The organism is Marinitoga arctica (assembly GCF_054657315.1).
This window is the reverse complement of sequence record NZ_BAAHYY010000108.1, coordinates 1-227: the sequence shown is the minus strand read 5'-3', so window position 1 is coordinate 227 and position 227 is coordinate 1. Positions and strand designations below refer to the sequence as shown.

The following is a 227-nucleotide window of genomic DNA, read 5'->3' as shown; positions in this document are numbered from 1 at the left end:
CATTATGTATATAATCCATTTTCAATATTAAAATTCTTTCAAAAGAAAGAATTTCAAAATTACTGGTTTGAAAGCGGATCTCCATCATTCTTATATAATTACATAAAAGGGAAAAAGATAGAATATGAAGACTTAGTAAAAAACACAGTAAGTGCAATGGATTTCTCAACAAGAGAAATAGAAGATGCAAATGCAAATATATTCTTTACACAAGCAGGATATTTAAC

At 26.4% G+C, this 227-nt stretch carries 1 pseudogene; it reads left to right on the top strand.

From position 1 onward, the window contains the following. A pseudogene (locus ACYQ44_RS10565) lies at window positions 1-227 on the top strand (ATP-binding protein); the annotation flags it as partial.